This window comes from Paenibacillus sp. P2(2022), from assembly GCF_029522175.1.
GTDB classification, from domain to species: Bacteria; Bacillota; Bacilli; order Paenibacillales; family Paenibacillaceae; genus Paenibacillus; species Paenibacillus polymyxa.
Genome location: NZ_JAKWFI010000010.1, coordinates 115,116 through 132,863, shown reverse-complemented (window position 1 = coordinate 132,863; position 17,748 = coordinate 115,116). Strand labels below are relative to the sequence as shown.

At 50.2% G+C, this 17,748-nt stretch carries 2 protein-coding genes; both read left to right on the top strand.

Features of this window, described 5'->3' with window-relative positions:
• The coding region (locus tag MMB75_RS23010) for an amino acid adenylation domain-containing protein (RefSeq protein WP_277511068.1) at positions 1-6,401 on the top strand (6,401 nt) is incomplete at its 5' end.
• A gap of 165 nt (positions 6,402-6,566) precedes the next feature.
• Positions 6,567-17,747, top strand: a complete 11,181-nt coding sequence (locus tag MMB75_RS23005) for a non-ribosomal peptide synthetase (RefSeq protein ID WP_045245215.1) — start codon at positions 6,567-6,569, stop codon at positions 17,745-17,747.
• The last annotated feature ends 1 nt before the right edge of the window (position 17,748 follow it).

Genomic DNA, 17,748 nt, shown 5'->3' with positions numbered 1-17,748 from the left:
TATGGGGAGATACAGCCGCCGAGTATCCAAGCGAGCAAACGATCCATGGTCTGTTTGAGACACAAACGGCGCACACACCAGAGCAGCCAGCGTTGTACTTCGAAGGAGAGCAACTGAGTTATCGCGAACTGAATGAACGTGCGAATCGTTTGGCTCGTACCTTACGCAGTCAAGGTGTGACGAAAGATCGTTTGGTAGGTCTGATGACCGAACGCTCGATAGACATGATCGTGGGTATCTTCGGCATTTTGAAAGCCGGAGGAGCATATGTACCTATCGATCCAACCTATCCGGAAGAGCGTATCCGCTATATGCTGGATGACTCGGGAGCGAAGCTGTTGTTGACGCAAAGCCATCTGGTGGACAAGGTAGCTTTTGACGGTCACATGCTGGTGCTGGATGGAGCACAAAGTGTGTATCACGAGGATGGTTCCAATCTGGAGTCGTTGTCCGGTCCGAACGATCTGGCGTATGTGATCTATACATCGGGGACAACGGGGCAGCCGAAGGGCGTTATGCTGGAGCATCATGGGCTATGTAATCTGAAAACGTATTTTGATCAGGAATTCGAGATCAGTACCTTAGATCATATGTTGCTGTTTGCCAGCTACTCGTTTGATGCGGCTTGCTGGGAAATCTTCCAAGCTCTATTCTGCGGAGCCACGTTGTACGTGCCAACGTCAGAGACGATTTTGGACTACGAACGGTTTGAACAATATATGGCGGATCACCACATCACGGTGGCAGCTTTGCCGCCCACCTATGCGGTGTATCTGGAGCCGCAGCGGATGCCCAATCTGCGTATTCTGGTCACTGCGGGTTCAGCCGCTTCAACAGAGCTGGTATACAAGTGGAAGGATCAGGTGGCGTACTACAATGGCTATGGTCCAACCGAAAACTCGGTAGCGACATCCATCTGGCCGGTATCCAAGGATGAGAGAGCAGGACAGCTTATTTCCATCGGTCGTCCTATGCCGAATCACCGGGTATACATGGTGGATAGGCATGGACATTTGGCTCCGGTCGGCGTAGCAGGTGAGCTGTGCGTGTCTGGTCCGGGTCTGGCGCGTGGTTACCTGGATCGTTCAGAACTGACGGCGGAGAAATTTGTACCGAATCCGTTTGCGGCTGGCGAAGCCGGGTATGAGCGGATGTACCACACAGGCGACTTGGCAAGATGGATGCCGGACGGAAACATCGAATACTTGGGCCGGATTGACCATCAAGTAAAGATCCGGGGTTACCGGATTGAGCTGGGCGAAGTCGAGGCACAAATATTGAAAGTGGAGGACGTACAAGAGGTCATCGTCCTGGCCCAAGCGGACGAGCAGGGACAAAATCAACTGGTGGCGTACTATGTCGCTGAAAGAGAAGTAAGCGCTGGTGAACTGCGCAGTTTACTGGGTGAGGAGCTGCCAAACTACATGGTGCCTTCTTTCTTGGTACAGTTGAAGCAAATGCCGCTGACACCGAACGGTAAAATCGACCGCAAGGCCCTGCCAGCACCAGAAGGCAGCCTGCAAACCGGAGCCGACTATGTCGCACCGCGAACGTGGGTGGAAGTGAAACTGGCGCAAATTTGGCAGGATGTACTAGGCCTCACTCAGGTCGGTGTGAAGGAAAACTTCTTCGAGATTGGCGGACACTCGCTGCGGGCGACCACACTGGCCTCGAAGATTCACAAGGAACTGAACAAGCCGCTTCCCCTGCGCAGTATTTTTGAAGCACCAACGATTGAGCAACTGGCCGTTGTATTGGAACAGCTGGATCAAGTAACGTATGCGTCCATTCCGGTAACGGAAGAGCGTAGCTTCTATCCCCTGTCCTCGGCGCAAAAGCGACTGTACGTGCTGCATCAGTTCGATCCGCAGGATGTGAACTACAACATGCCATCGGTGCTGCAAGTGAGCGGTCCGCTGGACGTGAAGCGAGTGGAACATGCATTCCGTCAACTGATCGCCCGTCATGCGTCCTTGCGCACCCGCTTTGATCTGATCGACAGTGAGCCGATGCAATGGGTTGAGGATACTGTGCCGTTCGAGGTGGAATATACGAAGGTACAAGCAGAAGGTGCGACTACGGATACAGACACGAGGGTCGGCAAGGAAGTGGATGAGCTGGTGAGTTGCTTTGTCCGTCCGTTTGATCTAAAAGCTGCGCCGCTGTTGCGGGTGGGCCTAGTAGATCTGGGCGTATCCGGAACTGAGCAGGAACCGCAGCATGTACTCATGCTCGACATGCACCACATCGTTTCGGATGGGGTGTCTATGGGGGTACTGACTGAAGAATTTGTCCGCTTGTATGACGGTGAAGAGCTGCCGCCACTGCGGATACAGTACAAAGATTATGCCGTATGGCAACAAAGCGAGGTCCATCAGGAATGGATGCAGCGTCAGGAAGCCTACTGGCTGGACACCTTCCGGGGGGAACTGCCTGTGCTGGATTTACCGACAGACTTTGCCCGTCCGTCGATACGAAGTACGGCAGGCGATACCGTGGTGTTTGGGCTGGAACGCGAAGTGAGCGAACGCCTGAAGGAACTGGCGGCGCACACAGGCTCTACCCTGTATATGGTGCTGCTGGCGGCGTACACCGCACTCTTGCATCAATACAGCGGCCAAGAGGACATTGTCGTCGGCACGCCGATTGCCGGACGACCGCATGCCGATTTGGAGCCGATCCTCGGCATGTTCGTCGGTACGTTGGCACTGCGAAACTATCCGACAGCGGAACATACCTTCCGCAGCTACGTGGAAGAAGTGAAGGTTCAGGCTCTGCAAGCCTACGAACATCAGGACTATCCATTTGAGGAACTGGTGGAAAAGCTGAATGTGAAGCGGGATATGAGTCGCCATCCGCTGTTCGATACGATGTTTACCCTGCAAACGACCGAGGAAGGCGAACTGCAACTGGCAGATCTGAGCTTCCGTCCATACGGCTTGGAGCAAACACCGGCGAAGTTTGACTTCACGCTGGAAGCCAGAGAGGAAGAGGCAGGCATCCAGTTCGGATTGCAATATGCAACTGCGTTGTATCAACGGGAAACCGTTGAACGGATGACACGTCACTTTATTCGCTTAGCCGAAGCCGTGGCGGCAAACCCGGATGCGAAGCTGGGTGAGCTGGAACTGATTACGACCGAAGAAACCGAACAGATTCTGAAGGTGTTCAATGATCCGAACGCGCACAGCGTGCGTGGAACACTCCAAGGTCTGTCGCTCAGCGAGCGTTTTGAAGAGCAAGCGAAAAACAGCCCTGAGCGGATAGCCGTTGTATCTGGGAATATGACGCTAACCTACGCTGAGCTGAATGAGCAGGCGAACCGGTTGGCCCGTGTGCTACGGGCGAAAGGTGTTGAAGCAGATCAACCGGTAGGCGTACTGCTGGAACGTTCTGCGGATCTTCTGGTGAGCATTCTGGGGGTACTGAAGGCCGGAGGCGCGTATGTGCCAATGGATACGATGTATCCACAGGAACGGATCGACTACATGCTTCAAGACAGTGGGGCCAAGGTCGTGATCACCAGCAGAGCCGCCAACCTCTCGCTGAGCTTGCCATCCACAGTAGAAGCTATAGTCCTTGACGATGAGGGCGTTCAAGCTCAATGGGGAGCACAGGATGCGAGCAACCTGATCCCTGTCGCCGGCCTGCATAACCTGGCCTATATGATTTACACGTCAGGTACAACCGGTCAGCCGAAAGGGGTTATGATTGAGCAAGGCAGTGTCGGCAATCTGGTAGACGCTTTATATGAGCGAGTGTACAGTCGGTATGCTCAGCCGCTTCACATCGCATGGCTGTCCGCATTTGTATTTGACGCTTCGGTGAAGCAAATCTTTGCCAGCTTGCTGCTAGGTCATACCCTGCATGTGGTGTCCCGTGACGTCAGCCTGAGCGGAGAGCATTTGATCGCCTACTACCGCACGCACCGGATTGATCTGTCGGACGGCACACCAGCGCATCTGCATATTTTGAACGAAAGCGTCAGCGTGACAGAAGCGCCGGATGTGAAGCATTACCTGATCGGGGGCGAAGCCTTATCCGTGCAGTTGGTCCATGTGTTCCTGCACAAATGGTCCGGGTATCGTCCGGTCATTACGAACGTGTATGGCCCGACCGAAGCGACCGTAGATGCAACCGCCTATACGATTGAAGATGTAGAGTCGCTGAATGTACTGCTGGAAAAAGGGGAGCACACGGTATCCATCGGAACGCCGATAGCCAACCAGGCTGTGTACATCTTGAACACTCGACAACAGCTGGTACCGATGGGGATCGCGGGTGAACTCTATATCGGAGGGGCAGGTATCGCACGAGGATACCTCAACCTGCCGGAACTGACGGCTGAGAAGTTTGTCCCGAATCCGTTTGCTGAGGCGACGGCCGCTGATCCAGCGGACAGCACTTACGCAAACCGGATGTACCGGACAGGCGACCTGGCACGGTGGCTGCCGGATGGCAGTATCGAGTATTTAGGCCGGATCGACCATCAGGTCAAAATTCGCGGGTATCGGATCGAGCTGGGCGAGGTGGAAGCACAGCTGCTGACCGTGGACGGCATTCAGAAAGCTGTAGTCACAGCATGGGAAAATGAAGACGGGCACAAGGATCTGTGTGCCTATATCGTAGCTTCGGAGTCGCTAAGTCTACCAGAACTACGGAATGCGCTGCAGCCGAAGCTGCCGGATTACATGATCCCGACGTATGTGGTACAGCTGGATCGTTTCCCGCTGACGCCAAACGGGAAAATCGACCGGAAGGCATTGCCAGCACCGGAAGCACGCCTTGAAGGAGGCCTAGAGTATGTGGCACCGCGGACGCCACTGGAGGCCAAGCTAGCCCAAATCTGGCAGGATGTCTTGAAGCTGTCCAGCGTAGGAGTCACCGACTCATTCTTCGATATGGGTGGACACTCCCTGCGGGCCACGACGCTGGTGGCCAAAATCCATCAGGAACTGGGCAGCCGAATTACACTGCGTGAGGTGTTCCAGCACTTTACGATTGAGCAGCAAGCCCAACTGATCACCGCGCAGGGCACAGACACCTATACGGTGATCCCTGCAGCTGCCAAACAGTCTTACTATCCTGCTTCCTCGGCTCAAAAACGACTGTATATTTTGAGCCATCTGGACGGTGGGGATGTCAGCTACAATATGCCGGGTGTATTAGTCGTGGAGGGGCCGCTTCAGGCAGATCGACTGGAGGATGCGTTCCGTCAGTTAATAGCCCGCCATGAAACGCTGCGAACTTCCTTCGAAATGGTGGACGGCGAGGTTGTTCAGCGGGTTTACGATCAGGTGGCGTTTGCAGTAGAGCGCCTGCAGGCCCATGAGTCCGAAGCCGAAGCCTATATCGAGTCTTTTGTACGCAGCTTCGATCTTCAGCAGGCACCTCTGCTGCGTGTCCGTCTCATTCAAACCGGACCCGAACGTCATCTCCTGATGTACGACATGCACCATATTATTTCAGACGGTGTGTCGTCTAACAATATCGTGCAGGAGCTGGGACAACTGTACGAGGGACAGGCCTTGGCGCCGCTGCCCATTCAGTACAAGGACTATGCCGTGTGGCAGCAGCATGAAATGCAGCGTGAATCATACCAACGCCGGGAACAGTTCTGGCTGGAGCATTTAGCCGGAGAGTTGCCTGTACTGGATCTGCCGATTGCTTATCCTAGACCTGCTGTTCGCAGCTTCGAGGGAGCAATGTATGAATTTACAGTGGACCCGAATGTATCCGAGCAACTGCGCCGAATTGCGGTACAGACCGGAAGTACGCTGTACATGGTGCTACTGAGTGCCTATACCATCCTACTGTCCAAATACAGCGGTCAGGATGATCTGATCATCGGTACGCCGGTAGCAGGCCGCTTGTTGCCAGAACTGGAGCCACTGATCGGCATGTTCGTTAATACACTAGCCATCCGACACCAGCCGCAGGGCAACCAAACGTTCCACAGCTACCTGCTGGAAGCCCGAGAACGTACGCTGCAAGCCTTCGAGCATCAGGATTATCCGCTTGAGGAGTTGGTGGAAAAGCTGGATGTAGCGCGGGATGCAAGCCGTAATCCGTTGTTTGACACCATGTTTGTACTGCAAAATACGGAGTCACAGGAAGCGCAGCTTGAAACACTGTCCTTTAGTCCGTATGTTCAGGAACACAGGACCTCCAAATTCGATTTGACCTTGTCCGTGAGTGATGAAGACGGGCAGATCAAGGGTTCCTTCGAATATTGCACAAAGCTGTTTGGCGCAGATGCTATTGAACGATTAACCGGAGATTTGATAGCGATCCTGTCACAGGTTGGAGCCAATCCAGATTTGCTATTAAGCGAAATTCAGGTGAACTCGGACGAGCAGCCGGAAGGCTTCTCGCCAGATTCCATCGACTTTGTTTTCTAAATCAGTTTTCTAAAAAGAAATGATTTCACTTTGCATGCGCAGAGGGCGGCGGCTTGTCCGACTGCCCTTGCCTGCAAAGTATTAATTTTCCGACACATTGCTCAATTACGTAACAAAGCACCATTCCAACAGGGGTACAGACCCCATGAAGCAGGAGGGATGTCATTGAAAGCCTTATTTGAGAAGGAAAAAAACTACTGGAGTCATAAGCTGGAATCTGAGGATCATATCACTTGCTTGCCATACACCAATCATGTGTCCAAGGATACAGCTGCAACGAGTTCTAATTTTCTTACGTACACGCTCACATTTCCATCTGAAATTTCCCAAAGAATATTATCTATAACAGGTGGAGCTCCATGGGCCGTGTTTATGGTTCTGCTGGCTGGAGTTGAAAGCTTATTGTATAAATACACAGGTGAGGAAAGTGTGCTGCTGGGCATTCCAGTAGCCAAGTCTGGCAACAGTACTGCAAAGCCGATTAACCATCTGATTTTACTGAAAAACACGCTGGATTCCTCGACAACCTTCAAAACCTTGCTGTCCCAAATCAAAACTTCTGTCAGCGAAGCAATTGAACACCAAAATATTCCTTTTTGGAACTATACCGAGGGGCTTGAAATTCCACGTAACGAGAACGATAAGCCTCTTATTCACACCACTGCATCCCTGCAAAATATCCACACTTCTTATTTTATGAATCATGTGCAATCTGAACTGGATTTTCAATTTCAATGGGAAAATGCAGTGGTTTCCCTGAATGTGACATACAGTAGCGACCGTTATGACCAGATGACGATTGAACGCTTTGTTGAGCAACTAATACGGCTGTACACCGTTGTTTTGCATCAGCCTGAGCTGGAGATTTACACAGCACAAGTGCTGTCAGAGCAAGAAGTGGAGCAATTGGTTCATACCTTCAACGATACAGTTGTGGATTATCCAAGTCATGCGTCCATTCATGAATTGTTCGAGATGCAGGCGAAGCAGGTACCACACCAGGTGGCAGTAGTATCCGGACAAGATAGCCTGACCTATGGAGAATTAAATGAAAAGGCTAACCGACTGGCTCATTCTTTACGTAAGCAGGAAATTCACACCGAGCAGACGGTCGGCATTATAGCTGAACGATCGATAGAGATGATCGTAGGTATGCTCGCGATTCTTAAAGCGGGCGGGGTGTATGTTCCGATTGACTCTGAATACCCGGACGAGCGCGTGCGCTATTTGCTGGAGGATTCCGGTGCCGAAATACTACTTGTGCAGAAAATAGAACATCGGCCCACTGATTTTAAGGGAATGGTGCTTGACCTGAGTGATGCCGCGATTTATGGAACGGATGATGCAGATCGTTACGATCCAATCTTGCCGAATGATCATGGAACAAATACGGATATGGCTGATATGGCATACGTGGACTGCCTAAATCCGTTTTACTCTATTTCCGCCAGTTCCGAACTTGCTTCTACTACAACCACCCCAACAGAAGCTACGCAATCAGAGCATGCTAAACCAATACATCCGGTTTACGCAGCTGATCGTTTGGCTTACATTATGTACACTTCTGGTACAACAGGCCAGCCCAAAGGCGTTATGGTGGAGCATCGCAATGTCGTGCGTTTGGTGAAAAATACAAACTATGCACACTTGGATGCGGACACGCGCATTTTGCAGACCGGGTCTGTTGTCTTTGACGCGTCTACCTTCGAAATTTGGGGGGCGCTATTGAACGGTGGACAGCTGGTACTGGTGAGCCAGGATGTCATTTTGGACGCACCTAGACTTAAGGCAGCTGTCCGTAATCATGGCATTACCACGATGTGGCTGACCGCGCCGCTCTTTAATCAGCTTTCCCAGCAGGATTTGGAACTGTTCGAGGGAATACAGGAGTTGCTGGTCGGTGGCGATGTGCTGTCCGTACCGCATATTAACCGGGTACTGAAGGCTCATCCGAACCTGCGGATCATTAACGGCTATGGTCCTACAGAAAATACGACCTTTTCTACTACGCATGCCATTACCGGCGTCCAATCAGAAGCCGTGCCCATTGGCAGCCCGATCCATAACTCAACGGCATATGTCGTGGACCGTTCGATGCAGCTTCAGCCGATTGGAGCGTGGGGAGAACTGCTCGTTGGCGGTGACGGGGTGGCTCGTGGATACTGCAACCGCCCGGACCTGACAAGCGAAAAGTTCATCAACAGTCCGTTTCGTAACGGCGAACGCTGCTATCGAACAGGGGACCTGGTGCGGTGGAATGCGGACGGGACGCTGGAATACAAAGGGCGGATCGACGCACAAGTGAAAATCCGGGGCTATCGGATTGAATTGGGCGAGGTGGAAGCGCAGCTGTTGAAGCTGGAGGCAGTCCGAGAAGCAGTTGTGATTGCACGGGAGGATGAGCAGGGGCAAAAGCAGCTCTGCGCTTATGTGGTAACCCATGCGGATGTACAGTTAAGTGAGCTTCGCAGTGCTTTGAACCGAGAGCTACCAAGTTATATGGTGCCGTCGTATTTTGTACAGCTGGAACAATTACCCTTGACACCTAATGGCAAGGTGGATCGCCGGGCGTTGCCGCGACCCGAGGGAGGCATAAGCTCAGGCGCAGAATATGTACCTTCTCAAAATCAATTACAAGCACAACTGGTAAGCATCTGGAAAGAAGTGCTTGAAATTGAACGTATTGGCATTAAGGATAACTTTTTTGAAGCAGGAGGACATTCCCTGCGGGCGACACATGTCATATCACTCATCCATAAGCAATTGCATAAAAATGTGCAGCTAAAGGATCTATTCCAGCACCCAACCATCGAACAGTTTGCGCAGGTTATTGAAGCACTGGAGCAAACCACCTATGAATCCATCCCTGTTTCGGAGAATAAGCCATTTTATGCGGTATCTTCGGCCCAAAAACGGATGTATATTCTCAATCAGCTTGATGGAGCGGGAATTAGCTATAACATACCCGGAGCCCTGACACTGATCGGTTCACTTGATCATAAGGCACTGGATAATGCGTTCCGTCAGCTTATTGACCGCCATGAAACATTGCGCACGAGCTTTGAGACCATGAATGGTGAACCTGTCCAGCGAGTACATAACGAGGTTCCTTTTCGCGTGGAGTTGATTCATGCCCCCAGAGCTGACCAGAGGGAGACCGATGAGCTGGTGCATGGCTTTGTCCAGCCATTCAATCTTGAGCAGGCTCCGCTGTTCCGGGCTGGTCTGATTGAAATTAGTCCAGAGCATCATATTTTGCTGTTGGATATGCATCACATCATTTCTGACGGCACCTCTATAAATGTATTGATTCAGGACTTCATCCACTTATATGCAGGGGATACGCTTCCGTCGCTGCGTATTCAGTATAAGGACTACGCTGCTTGGCAACGGGAGCAGCAACAAAGTGAACGCTATCAAGAACAGGAAGACTACTGGCTCAATACCTTCGCAGGAGAGCTGCCTGTGCTGGATATTCCGACTGATTATCCACGTCCGGCGGTGAGAAGCTTTGAAGGGGATGTACTGGAATTTACGCTCGATCAACGGCAAAGCGAAGGATTAAAAAGCATTGCGATGCAGACCGAATCGACTTTATATATGGTGCTGTTGGCTGCCTATACGACTTTGCTTAGCCAATACAGCGGGCAGGAGGATATCATTGTCGGTTCACCAATCGCGGGGCGGCCTCATGCTGATCTTGGCAATCTGATCGGTATGTTCGTCAATACACTGGCAATCCGCAATTATCCGGAAGGCGGGAAAACGTTCCGTGATTATGTGCTGGAGGTCAAGGATAACGCGTTAAAGGCTTTTGAACATCAGAATTATCCGTTCGAAGAGCTGGTAGAAAAGCTGGGTGTGGATCGAGATTTAAGCCGCAATCCGTTATTTGATACCATGTTTGCTTTACAAAACCTGGAGCAAACAGAGCAGCAGCTGGCAGAGCTGCAATTAGCGCCTTATCCGAGTGAACAAACGACGGCTAAATTTGATCTAAGTCTGTTCGCGCAGGAGGATGGGGAACAAATTGCCTGCGGTTTTCAATACGGAACCCGTTTGTACAAACGCGAAACCATCGAACGACTGGCTGTACATTTACAGCAGTTAATCAATGTGGTTATAGAACAGCCGGAGATCGCTCTTGCGGCTATAGAAATGGTTTCGACCCAAGAAAAAGAGCAGCTGGTGAAGCAATTCAGCACTACAGAAGTAGACTCTCCGTATCCACGGGATCAATTAATGCATGTGCTGTTCGAGGAACAGGTTGCACAGTCGCCAGATCGACTAGCGATCACCTTTGCGGACACACAGCTCACTTATCGCGAGCTGAATGAGCGTTCCGATCGTTTGGCATGCATCCTTACTTCCCATGGGATACGGCACGGGTCCGGGACTCAGATACAGCGAGTAGGGATAGTGGCTGAGCGTTCCATTGAAATGGTCGTGGGCATGCTGGCTATTTTGAAGGCAGGGGGGGCTTACGTTCCTATTGATCCCGAGTATCCGGAAGAGCGCATCCGATATTTACTAGAGGATTCCGGTGCCGAGCTGTTACTGTCACAGCGACGTGAGCAGGTTTCTTTTGAACCAGGTATTCCAGTCATCGATTTGAGCGATGCGCAACTATGGAGCAGTGAATTTGAAGGCTACACTCATACCCATGGATCAGATGCTATTTCAAATGGGGGATCTGCCTTAGATCTTTCGCATGTCATATACACCTCTGGTACGACAGGCAAGCCGAAAGGCGTTATGGTCAATCACCGTAATGTCGTACGATTGGTGAAGAGCACTAGCTATGCCACGCTTGACGAAAATACGCGTATGCTGCAAATGGGTGCAGTTGTATTCGATGCCTCCACATTTGAAATCTGGGGAACGCTGCTGAACGGTGGCCAATTATATGTAGTAAATCATGACACTATTTTGGATGCTGCCAAGTTCAAACAGGCGATGAACAAGTATCGGATTAACACCATGTTCATGACCACGGCTTTATTTAATCAGCATTCACAGCAAGACATTGAAGTGTTTGCATCCCTGAAGGAATTGCTCGTGGGTGGTGATGTGATGTCCGTACCACACGCTAACCGCGTGCTGAAGGAGTACCCGCACCTTCGATTGAGTAATGTTTATGGGCCGACGGAGAACACAACCTTTTCCACCACCTATGAAATTATGGAACCGCAAACTCAAGGTGTTCCCATTGGCCGTCCGATTAATCATTCCACCGTTTATGTGGTCAATCGTTCGTTAAAATTGCAGCCTGTGGGGGCATGGGGCGAACTACTTCTCGGTGGCGATGGCGTGGCACTCGGGTATCTGAATCGGCCTGAGCTTACGGCAGAAAAGTTTATTGAAAGTCCATTCCGGCCTGGAGAATATTGCTATCGTACAGGGGATTTGGTGCGTTGGCGTGCTGATGGCGTACTGGAGTACAAGGGAAGAATGGATGAGCAGGTCAAAATTCGCGGCTACCGCATCGAACTGGGTGAAGTTGAAACCCGTTTGTCCACAATTGCAGGTGTGAAGGAATCGGTTGTGATAGTGCGACAGGATGATCACGGGCAAAAACAGCTGTGTGCCTATTTTGTAACAGACAGCGAACTAAGCGCTAGCGACTTACGTAACGCTCTATCACAGGATCTGCCGAGCTATATGGTGCCTTCTTACTTTGTACGGCTTTCCAGACTGCCTTTGACACTGAATGGCAAAGTAGACCGCAGGGCACTGCCTGCACCTGAGCCTAATGTCGATACAGGCATGGATTATGTGGCACCTGAAACGGATGTTCAACAGGCTTTGGCTGCGGCATGGGGAGCCATCCTAGGTATTCAGAAGGTTGGGATACAGGATAACTTCTTCCATTTGGGTGGCGACTCCATCAAGGCCATTCAAGTGTCGTCTCGCTTGTTTCAGGCTGGATACAAGCTGGAAATGAAGGACTTGTTTAAATACCCGACAATTGCGGATCTAAGTACTTATATTCAGCCAGTTAACCGAGTAGCCGAGCAGGGCGAGGTTACCGGAAATGTTGTGCTTACACCGATTCAGCGCTGGTTCTTTGAACAGCCAACAGATGAACCACACTATTTCAACCAATCGGTCATGCTCTATCGACAGGAAGGCTATGACGAACAGGCACTTCGGCAGGCGCTCCATCAGATTACAACGCATCATGATGCATTGCGTATGATTTTTCGGTCGTCGGAGAACGGATATACAGCATGGAACCGAGGTGTAGATGAAGGCGAACCGTACCATTTGGAGTGCTTTGACTATAGGAACAGTGATGCTATTGAAGGGAACTTGGCGAAGATAATTGAAGCCAAATGCAATGAAATTCAATCTGGTATTTCTCTAAGCGAAGGGCCGTTGATGAGGCTCGGCCTGTTCCGTTGCCCGGATGGGGATCATCTGCTGGTCGCGATTCATCATTTGGTGGTAGATGGAGTGTCCTGGCGCATCTTATTTGAGGATTTGGCGACAGCTTATGAGCAAGCCTCCAAGGGTGAACAGGTGATTCAGTTACCTCACAAGACGGATTCGTTCCAAACGTGGGCCGAAAAGCTGCACGCCTATGCCAACAGCCCAGCTATGGAAAGTGAGTGGGTATATTGGGAGGAGCTTGCACAAGCGGAACTGGCTCCTTTGCCGCAGGATTACGGACATAACGAGCACGATAAGCCATTGATTGGCGATAGTGAGTCGGTTACTGCTTTATGGACAAATGCAGAGACAGAGCAACTGCTCAAGCAGGCCAATCGTGCCTACCGTACAGAAATTAATGACCTGTTGCTGACTGCGGTAGGAATGGCGTTACAGGCATGGAGCGGAAATGATCGTTTCCTGATAAATCTAGAGGGACATGGACGTGAACCCATTTTATCAGAGGTGGATATTACCCGGACGATAGGGTGGTTTACAAGCCAATATCCTGTTTTACTCGATATGCCAGAAGAGACTGCTCTTTCACAGCGAATCAAACATGTGAAGGAAGGACTGCGCAGTATCCCGCAAAAAGGGATCGGCTACGGCGCACTGAAATATTTATTCGACCGTCAGACACAGGCATCGGAGGGACCTTCAGCCATATTTACGACAGCTCCTGAAATTAGTTTTAACTATTTGGGACAGTTCGATCAGGATATGAAAGGAAACGACTTGCAGTCATCCCCATATGAGGGGGGGATGCCACTTAGCCCGACCATGGCTCGGACATATACACTGGATTTTGGCGGCATCATTTCGGGAGGTCAGTTGGGGCTGACAATTAGCTATAGCCGTACCAGCTACCGACCAGAGACGATTGAGCGATTGGCGAGATTACTGGAATCGAGCTTGCGCGAAATTTTGACACATTGCACCCATAAAGAACACCCAGAGCTGACCCCAAGTGATATTTCCTATAAAGGAATGAGTGTGGAGGGCTTGGACAGCCTGTTATCTGAAATGGGCGCTGCGGGTGAGATCGACAATGTATATGCACTAACCCCGATGCAGAAAGGGATGTTGTTTCACAGCCAGCTTGATAGTCAAGCAGCCGCGAATGACGCGTATTTTGAGCAGGTTTCTTATGATATGCGGGGTCGGATAGACATCGGGAATTTTGCAGAAAGTCTGAATATGCTGGTTCGGCGACATGAGGTGCTACGTACACATTTTTATTTCGGCCGGGATACGGAGCCGTTGCAGGTGGTCTACCGAAATCGGGATTGTGGCTTCTATTATGAAGATTTACGCGAGTTGGATAGCGATACAAGGGGCATTTGGCTGAAGAACTTCAAGTTGGAAGATAAAGCAAGGGGATTTGATCTGCGTCGGGATGTCCTGATGCGTATAGCGATTTTGCGCACCGGGGAAGACAGTTACCATATTGTGTGGAGCTTCCATCATATCGTCATGGACGGCTGGTGTCTGTCCCTAATAAATAAAGAAGTGTTTGAGAGCTATGCAGCACTTCAGGAGGGCAGAGTGCCAGAGCTGGCACCGGCAGTGCCGTACAGCCGCTTTATTGAATGGCTGGAAGCACAGGATCGCAAGGCGGCAACTGATTACTGGAGCAGCTATTTATCCGGGTATGAGCAGCAAACAGCACTACCAGCTGTAAAATCCGGCCGCAAGAGTGGAGGCTATACAGCTAGTGATTGGGTGACGGTTTTGGAGCGTGAGCTTACCCTCCGGGTGGAGGAGACGGCTAAGCGATATCAGGTAACCATGAATACGTTATTACAAACCGTATGGGGAATTGTGCTGCAAAAATATAACAACCACCGTGATGTCGTATTTGGTAGTGTCGTCTCAGGCCGCCCATCGGATATTATCGGAGTCGAGGGTATTATCGGCTTGTTCATTAATACCATTCCCGTTCGCATCCTTAGTGAGGCAGGGGAATCTTTTGCAGAAGTTATGAAGAAAACGCAGGAACAGGCGCTGGCTTCTCATGCGTATGATACGTACCCACTGTTTGAAATTCAGGCATTGACTGACCAGAAACAGGATTTAATTAACCATATTATGGTGTTTGAAAATTATCCGGTGGATGAGCAGGTCGAGGAGATGGAAATTGATGGGCAGGAACTTTCCCCGATTTCCAACGTGGTAGCACTTGAGCAGACCAACTATGATCTGAATGTAGTTGTAATGCCGGGAGAATGCGTGAAGATTCGTTTTATGTATAATGCGTTAAATTATGATCAAACAGACATTGAGCGTCTGCATGGACATTTTGTGAACCTGTTGGAGCAAACTTTGCTTAACCCAAATGTTCGCGTAGAAGAGCTGGAACTGGTTACAGCGGCGGAAAAACAGCAAATTACTGGAGAGTTTAATGACACTTCCTCTGCATATCCAGACAATCAGACGATTCATAAACTGTTTGAGGAGCAGGCAGAACGCACACCAGATCATATTGCCGTAGCTTTGGGTCATCAAACATTGACCTATCGGGAGCTCAATGAGACAGCCAATCGATTAGCGCGTACACTGTGGGATGCAGGGGTCAAACCTGATGAACCTGTTGGCATTTTGACGGAGCGCTCGTTGGATATGATTACGGGAACACTTGCCATTTTGAAGGCTGGAGGCGCGTATGTGCCGATAGATTCTCAATATCCAGAGGATCGTATCCGTTATATGCTAGAGGACTCGGGAGCCAAGCTACTGTTGGCTCAGCAGGATTTATTGGATCGGTGCTATTTTGACGGACAGATTGTCAATCTGAATGATGATAAGTCGTACAGTGCAGATGCTTCCAATCCGGGTATAGATGGAGCGAGTAATCATGCCGCTTATGTCATTTATACCTCAGGCTCAACAGGTAAGCCTAAGGGTGTCGTAGTTGAGCACCGAAGTGTTGTGCGTCTCGTCCGCAATACGGATTATGTCCCATTTGATGAATCAACCCGAATGCTGCAGACATGTGCGTTTGTATTTGATGTATCTACATTTGAAATTTGGGGTGCACTGCTGAACGGCGGTCAGCTTGTTCTCTTGCATAAGGATGATCTTTTGGACGCAGCCAAGATGAAAGAGACGATACAGGATCATCACGTCAACATGATGTGGCTGACCACACCATTATTTAATCAGCTTTCGCAGCAGGATAGTAAACTTTTTGGTGATGTGAAGTATTTGTTGGTTGGTGGTGATGTTTTGTCTGCACCCCATATTAACCGGGTCCTGCGCGATAATCCGCATATGAACATCATTAATGGCTATGGACCAACGGAAAATACAACCTTTTCGACGACATATCACATTACGGAAGAACAGCTGGATTCTGTGCCAATCGGACGTCCCATTTGCAATTCGACGGCGTATGTTGTGGACTCATCATTTAACTTGCAACCGGTCGGAGCCTGGGGTGAGCTGGTTGTTGGTGGAGACGGAGTTGCGCGTGGTTATTTGAATCGTCCTGAACTGACGGCTGAGAGATTTCTTGCTAATCCGTGGGTGGACGGAGATCGCCTGTACTGTACTGGGGACCTTGTTCGCTGGCGTGAAGACGGCATACTGGAATACGCTGGACGGATTGATCAACAGGTTAAAATTCGCGGTTACCGGATTGAGCTGGGCGAGGTGGAGACGAGACTGGCAAGTGTACCTTCTGTACGGGATAGCGTTGTTATCGCTTTGCGGGATGGAGCAGGTCAGCAGCAATTATGTGCTTACTTCACTGCCGATGAACAGCTGACCATCCGTGAGCTTCGAACTGTGATGTCGGCCAGTCTGCCGAGCTATATGATTCCGTCCGCTTTTGTACAGCTGGATCGGTTTCCACTAACGACTAACGGCAAAATTGACCGTAAAGCTTTACCTGTGCCGGACAAAGCATTGCACACGGGGATAGAATATGTCGCACCACGAACCGATGTGGAGCAGTTGCTGGCAGCTATTTGGCAGGAGGTGCTTGAAATCCCGCAAGTGGGAATCCACGATGACTTTTTCACGTTGGGTGGACATTCCTTGAAAGTACTGGAGCTTATACGCAAAGTTCGTCTTGCTACAGATATTGAGCTGCCCATCCGTAGTGTTCTGGAGTTCCCGACCATAGAAGAGCAGGCGCTCACATTATTGAAAGCCGATCTGGACTACAAGGTCGATAGTCCAATCATTCGGTTGAATGAACACGGTCCGGTTTCCATCTTCTGCTTTCCTCCTATGCTTGGATACGGACTGTCGTTCGCAGAGCTTGCAAAACAACTGGACCAAGATGCAGTTGTGTATGGATTAGAGTTCGTAGATGATGTTACGGATGAGCAGGCAATGTTGGCACGATATGTTGATTTAATCATCAGCACGCAGGCGCAAGGTCCGTATGTGCTGCTTGGTTATTCTATAGGTGGGAATCTGGCGCATAAGGTTGCCGACACACTGGAGCGTCAAGGTCATACTGTATCCGATATTTTAATGCTCGATTCGGTCAAAAGGGCAGAAGCTCTGCCTTTCACAGATGAAGAAACAGAGCAGGAAATTCATGCCATGCTGGAACAGGTTCCCGAATCCTATCGTGAGCTGTTGAATGAAACGTACCAGCGTAAAATGATCGCTTATGCGGTGTATGGCAACCAGCTTGTGAACACAGAAAATGTTCAGGCGAATATTTATGGCTTTGTTGCCGCTGGATCGGAAACGGTGAAGGGCACAGGAGATAATAAACTTTTATGGAAAGATGCTACACAAGGAAGCTATGAAGAGCATAGCTTGATTGGTAATCATTATGAACTGCTGGAACCCGGATTTATCGAAGAAAATGTAAAATGTATCCGTGCCACAATACACAAGATAACCCGGAACATGGGCAAAGACGTGACACAAGGATTGGCCCATCATAATTCTTGAA